Consider the following 5,665-nt stretch of genomic DNA (forward strand, 5'->3'; position numbering starts at 1 on the left):
GCCACCAAGATCGCAACAAGATGCGTAAAGCATTCAAGAGCCTACAAACTGTAGTGGCTGTTGATTTCGCTTGGACTGCAACTTGTCGTCACTCTGATATCGTGCTTCCTGCATGTACTCAGTGGGAACGTAACGATATTGATGGTTACGGCGCGTACTCTGGTCGTGGTTTGATCGCGATGCACAAACTAGTCGATCCTCTGTTCCAGTCTAAAACTGACTTCGAGATTATGTCTAGCCTAACTAAGCGTTGGGGTCGTTACGACGATTATACGCGTGGTATGGACGAAATGCAGTGGGTTAAATCTCTGTATGACGAATGTCGTGCATCAAACGAAGGCAGCTTCGAAATGCCTGAGTTTGCTGAGTTCTGGGAGAAAGGTTTCCTAGACTTCGGTAAAGGTAAGCCATGGACTCGTCACGCTTCATTCCGTGAAGATCCAGAGATCAACGCACTAGGTACGCCTTCTGGTTTCATCGAAATCACAAGCCGTACTGTTGGCAACATGGGTTACGAGCACTGTCAAGAACACCCTATGTGGTTTGAGAAATCTGAACGTTCACACGGTGGTCCAGGCTCTGACAAACATCCGTACTGGCTACAATCTTGTCACCCAGACAAGCGTCTTCACTCTCAGATGTGTGAATCTGAAGAGTGGCGTGCGACTTACGCGGTACAAGGCCGTGAGCCAATCTACATCAACCCAATCGATGCTAAGAAGAAAGGCATCAAAGATGGCGACGTAGTACGTGTGTTCAATGACCGTGGTCAACTACTAGCAGGTGCTGTTCTAATGGATAGCTACGCACCTGGTGTTGTTCGTATCGAAGAAGGCGCTTGGTACGGCCCGATCAACGAGAAAGTGGGGGCGCTAGATACATACGGCGATCCAAACACACTAACTCAAGACATCGGTACGTCTGAACTTGCTCAAGCAACGTCAGCAAACACATGTTTGGTTAACTTCGAGAAGTTCCAAGGCAAACTGCCTCCAGTAACTTCATTCGGTGGTCCAATCGAAGTTTCTTAAGTCTTGTACTTAAGAACCAAGATTAAAGCTTGAATTAAAGCCCCTGTAAGCACTCTTACAGAGGCTTTTTGTTTTTCTAGCCTGTGTGCGGAATTTGTAATTAAGCATTGTCATAGCGCCAACAGGGGGCGTTTTTGAGACCGGCTATAACGACGTGCCGTTTGAGATAGGCTGTAGAACTATGAACTACGAACAATGAAGCAGGAAGGGAATGTATAAAGAATCTGTTGTAAGGGCTTAGGCAGACGGAAACAAAAAGGCCGATACAAAGTATCGACCTAATAGAGACCTATGGAATTGAATCAGCTTGAGTTAAATTTCGAACATAAACCAATAACCGTATGCACAGATTAATGCGGGTATGCCTGAATATAATGTGGCCACAAGAGCCGCTTTCGGTGCCATTGCGATAGCAGGGAATAAAGCATCACCATCATTTGAAATTGCGTTACCGACCTGAGCTGAAAGTGGCAGTGCACCTGAAAGGTAAAGGCTAGTGACCAACAATTGTGGACCACACCCCGGCAGTAAGCCCATCAACACACCCGCCAGGGGGAGCATCATCCCCCAGCTTGAGAATAGCGTCGCAAAATCGACATTTGCAAGCACAGAGCCAAACTCGAAGAAAAGAAAAGCCACCACCACCCATGCAGTGACAAAGTTTGTATCTTGAGCTGTTTTTTGTAGTGGGTGAGAACCTATACATTTTTCATCTTCACTTACGGCCGATTTGTAATCCTCAATTTCACGAGTAAGCCCCCACAAAAACATCGAGCTGATCAGTAAAATCGTTCCCGTCCATTCCATAGACATCTCAGGCAGTGTCAGCAACTGGTTTACATCGATTTGAAAAGAGCCAAGCAGGGCAACAGCGGCTCCCGGAATAATAAGCACAGACCATAGGTAACCCTGAAGGTTTATCGCTTTTTTAGAGACAGGGCTTTGACCTTGAGGTTGTGAGGTACAGCTGTTTTCCGCTTCATTTCTCTCTGCCTGTTTCGGGCGTAAAAAGTCGTCTGCGTGAAACAAGTTTATGATTCGTCCTGAGGCGGTACCCACGATTACACCCATCGCCATCATGGCTAAACCTGTTTTGGGTTCGCTAGCAATTAACAGGAATGCCGCGTCACCCATGGTTGAGACGAGTACAGCCACAACCGCACCAAATCCGAGTTTGCCTGAAATAAATTGTGTGGTGACCACAATCGCTCCCCCACAGCCTGGCAATGCGCCCATTAGCGCGGCGAATACAACTTGGTTTGAACGAGATTGATGGACGAGCTTATTGAAGACGTTATCTTTGTTGATGTATAGACTTAACCAGTGGTAAATCGCTAGGGTTAGCGCAACGTAACATGACACTGCCCAGAAGGCGTCAGACAAGGTAGTGACCGTCAATTCTCGCGTAGCAGGAGCTGCAACTAACGCCGCAAGTGAAATAGGTAAAAGCAGGCGCTTAAAAGACAGTGAAAACTGAGTTGTTTTCGCAGCGCTGCTGCTTGGCAAAAAAGAGATTAGTCGATCCATAAGTGTCACTCAAAATTTGTGTATTAAGATAATCATATACGAATGATAATAATTATCAATTGCATTCGTTGTTTTTTTATCTTTTGTTACCATTGGCCAAACCCACGAAACATGACCAATCTAAAAAAATGAGGTAAAGTATGCCTAATAAAGAGAGACTCTAAAGGTAGAGTCATAATTGTTAGTGTAATAGGAAGAAACATGATTTTAGTTGTTGGTCACAAAAACCCTGATAGTGACAGTATTTGTAGTGCGTTAGTTGCAACTGAGCTTCTTAAAGCTCGTGGCGAGGAAGCGACACCAATTCGCCAAGGCGAGATCAACCGCGAAACTCAACACATTCTAGAAGTCGCTGGTGCTGAAAAGCCAGAACTTCGTACTTCTGTTGCTGGTGAGAAAATCTGGCTAGTAGACTACTCAGATCTTGCACAAGCACCAGACGATGTAGCTGAAGCAGAGATCGTAGGTATTGTCGATCACCACCGTCTAGGTGACGTGATGACAGTTAACCCTATGGAAGCTTGGATCTGGCCTGTTGGCTGTACAAATACAGTACTTTTCAACATGTTCAAGATTGAAGGTCACGCTATCTCTCAACAAATCGCTAAACTGATGATGTCTGCAATTCTTTCAGACACAGTTGGTTTTGCTTCTCCAACATGTACTCAAAAAGACAAAGACGCGGTTGCTGAGCTTGCTGAAATCGCTGGCGTGACTGACGTTGATGCATTTATCAAAGCGCTTCTAATCGCTAAGACAAACATCGAAGGCCTATCTGCGGCACAATTAGTAGAAAAAGACCTTAAAGGCTACCCATTCAACGGTCGTGATGTTGTTGTTGGTCAAGTTGAGCTTGCGACTCTTGAGCAAGTAGACGGCATGATCGAAGCGCTAGAAGCTGATCTTGAAGCGCGTTGTGAGAAAGATGGTCTAGCATTCGCTGCAGTAATGCTGACAGATATCACTACAGCTCAAACTCGTCTTCTATACAAAGGTGAGTGGGCTGATAAGCTGGTTAAATTCGAGAAAGACGGTGTATTGATGATGGAAAATACATTGAGCCGTAAGAAGCAAGGTTGGCCTTGGCTTCAAGGCGAGCTTGTTTAACCAAGTCGCTTAATTATAAACGCCTGCTAATTTAGCAGGCGTTTTTCTTTGAAGTAGGCTTTCTTCTTCATCGATAGTGTTTGAAGTTAAAAACACTCGGCATAAAATAGCTTTAAGAACATAGTTACTGACTAAAGTAGGAAATTGAGATGACTACACAGCTAGACGATAAAAAAATCGCTGAAATCAATAAGTATACGGGTGAGCAACGCCTGAAGTACTGTGTGAAAGAAATCGTAGCGAACCGTGAAGTATGGATCTTAACCGATGAACACGGTTGTGTAATGCTGAACACAGAAGATGAAGACTGTGTTCCTGTATGGCCAAATCAAGAGTTTGCGGAGTCTTGGGCGACGGGTGATTGGTCTGAGTGTAAAGCTGAGTCTATTTCACTAAACAAATGGCATAGCCGTTGGACTAACGGTCTAGAAGACGACGAGCTTGCAGTTGTTGTGTTCCCGAACGAACAGGAAGAAGGTGTTATCTTGTTCCCGGATGAGTTCGACTTCGAGCTGAAGAAGCAGGCTGCTAAGCGCTAATTCTCTCGTCAAATTGTAAGCCAGCGTTGTCTTACCTCGGGCAACGCTGTTGTTCTATTCTTCCCTTCTAAGCTACTTTCCAACGTATTTTCGTCAATACCCAATAAGTTGATACAAAGGCGCCTGCTGTGCTGCTTTAGAAGCTTGCTGAAGTACACCTGTTTTGCTGTATCTTTTCAGTATTTTTCGCACAACTGGTTTTGCCTGTTCTTTTGTCATTCCCACTTTCAATTGAGGCTCATACAGTAGCTTTAGCAGCACTACATCTAAGGGGGATAACAAGTCTTCTGGCGTGTGATCATTGAAAATAGAAGGGTAGGCTTTATCTGAATCATTCGGCAGGCCTAGAACCTGTGTGATCTCTTCCACGATACATGCGACCAGCTTTCCTCTTGCTCTCGCTTGATCTACTGGGATCACAATTCCTGCATATACAATCTCCCCTTTGGAATTAGTTCGATAACCTGCAGTACAGATAGCGCTGTTTAGATGCTGTGTCGATTTCAGTTTGAGTACAGTTTTGGCTTCAGCTATCCACTGACTCTGCCTCGTGTATATCCATTTTACATTCGCTTCAGACTTATTTTTAACGATTGTTATGGGGTGCTGGGTCACTTCGGACAAGTGTTGGAGATGAAGTTCCGTGAGCTCCTGATGCAGGTCTTTATCACCCACTCGATGATCAACCCATACCTTGATAGGCTGTTTCCATTTAGCGAGGAGCTTGTCGCCTTGTGAATATTCGTGTTGAAGTGCGACGTGATAAAAGGCAGTTTCGACGAAGGTTCTATCTAGCCATGTGAGTGTTGTGCTTGCTGCATTAAAGGACAGCAGCGCCAACAAGAGGGAAAGCATTGAAGCTCTTGGTAACATATCTTTCCCCTTTGCGGAATATAGCGCTATCACCGATTAATGGCTTGGTGCTTTATAGAAGTGGCTCTCAACTAACCTTTGTGTGATTTGGTGAGTTGGGTTAGTCAGTACTTCATGTGTTTCGCCACTTTCAACCACATTGCCTTCGTGCATGACGATGATCTTATCTGTGATGTGTTTAACAATGCCGATGTGTTGGGAAACATAAACGAACGATACGCCCATCTCTTCTTGAAGTTCTAGGAACAGATTGATGATTTGCGAACGCATCGCCATATCCAAACCATTCAACGCTTCATCAGCCACAATGATGGAAGGCTGAAGTATCAATGCGCGAGCCAAACAAACCCTCTGCTTCTGGCCTGCAGCAAGCATCTGAGGATAGAAGTAAGCATGTTCTGGTAGAAGCCCAACACGTAATAATGTGTCCTTTACGCGGCGCATGCGGGCTTCTGGTGGCATGTTGGTATTTCGCTTCAACGGTCCTTCAAGGATTCGACCAATCTGGATGCGTGGATTTAGCGAGGTGTTCGGATCTTGGAAAATCATTCGAATCAGTTTACAGCGAGTTGAGTAGTCTTTGTGTTC

6 protein-coding genes are annotated in these 5,665 nt (G+C 45.1%); 3 read left to right on the plus strand and 3 right to left on the minus strand.

The window, feature by feature from the left end; genetic code table 11:
- Positions 1–1,031 (plus strand): molybdopterin dinucleotide binding domain-containing protein (locus tag AB4496_RS11695; protein ID WP_372131014.1); only part of this gene is annotated, 1,031 nt, incomplete at its 5' end.
- A 312-nt stretch (positions 1,032–1,343) separates the two neighbouring features.
- Here the strand turns inward: AB4496_RS11695 and AB4496_RS11700 are convergent.
- Entirely contained in the window at positions 1,344–2,558 is a 1,215-nt protein-coding gene (locus AB4496_RS11700; protein ID WP_012604363.1) for a putative manganese transporter, read from the minus strand.
- A gap of 201 nt (positions 2,559–2,759) precedes the next feature.
- On the opposite strand from AB4496_RS11700, the gene AB4496_RS11705 reads away from it, so the two are divergent.
- Positions 2,760–3,665, plus strand: a complete 906-nt coding sequence (locus AB4496_RS11705; RefSeq protein ID WP_017104082.1) for a manganese-dependent inorganic pyrophosphatase — start codon at positions 2,760–2,762, stop codon at positions 3,663–3,665.
- 149 nt (positions 3,666–3,814) lie between these two features.
- Positions 3,815–4,204 carry a DUF2750 domain-containing protein gene (locus AB4496_RS11710; RefSeq protein WP_004734596.1) on the plus strand — a complete coding sequence of 130 codons (390 nt, stop codon included), beginning with the start codon at positions 3,815–3,817 and terminating at the stop codon, positions 4,202–4,204.
- 93 nt (positions 4,205–4,297) lie between these two features.
- Here the strand turns inward: AB4496_RS11710 and AB4496_RS11715 are convergent, their stop codons facing one another.
- A complete protein-coding gene (locus AB4496_RS11715) occupies positions 4,298–5,077 on the minus strand; it encodes a DUF2927 domain-containing protein (RefSeq protein WP_102257842.1) in 780 nt (259 codons plus the stop codon).
- Between the two features lie 36 nt (positions 5,078–5,113).
- Positions 5,114–5,665: ATP-binding cassette domain-containing protein (locus AB4496_RS11720; RefSeq protein WP_372131016.1), on the minus strand; the 552-nt coding region annotated here is incomplete at its 5' end.

The organism is Vibrio sp. 10N.222.46.A1 (genome assembly GCF_041473595.1).
Classification (GTDB): domain Bacteria; phylum Pseudomonadota; class Gammaproteobacteria; order Enterobacterales; family Vibrionaceae; genus Vibrio; species Vibrio tasmaniensis_A.